Source organism: Psychrobacter sp. T6-1, from assembly GCF_052258445.1.
Genome location: NZ_JBQQFC010000800.1, coordinates 1 through 551, shown reverse-complemented (window position 1 = coordinate 551; position 551 = coordinate 1). Strand labels below are relative to the sequence as shown.

1 protein-coding gene is annotated in these 551 nt (G+C 48.5%); it reads right to left on the bottom strand.

What is annotated here, in order from left to right:
* The coding region (locus ACTXGO_RS16625) for a flavin monoamine oxidase family protein (RefSeq protein WP_443575223.1) at positions 1–551 on the bottom strand (551 nt) is incomplete at both ends.

Below are 551 nucleotides of genomic sequence, written 5' to 3'. Positions count from 1 at the left end.
CCATATTCGAGCGCTGCGCTGATGCGCTCTTTTGGCGTAAGTGAGTTGAACTTATAAGACGCCTCACCAAAACCGTATGCGCCAAGGAGCACGCCAGATCCTGAACTAAACAGATCTTGCGACGGGTAGGAGATTTGGGTAATTGGCAAGTCGGTATAAGTAATACCGCCATAGATCCACTCATCCTCCTCCCAAAAGCGCCGCTTAAACTCCAAACCGACTTTATAGGAGCTGTCGTAAGGCACCGCTGCCATCGCTTGCTTCATCGGCTCTGAGACATTGATGTCAATTTGGGTCAATATAGATAGTGGAATCGTACAAATACACCAGTCGGCTCGAACGCTTTTGCGCATACTTTCAGGGTTGTCAGTATTGATATAATCAACGGTAACGCCCGTCTCATCTTGATTAATCTTGGTGACTTTGGCATTGAAAGTAATCATATCGCGGCACTCGCGGGTAAAGGCGTCGCCGATTTTGCCCATACCGCCTACGGGCTGAAACATCGCAGGCTGATGCACGTGTACCGTGTAATTGTTATAGATATCGGC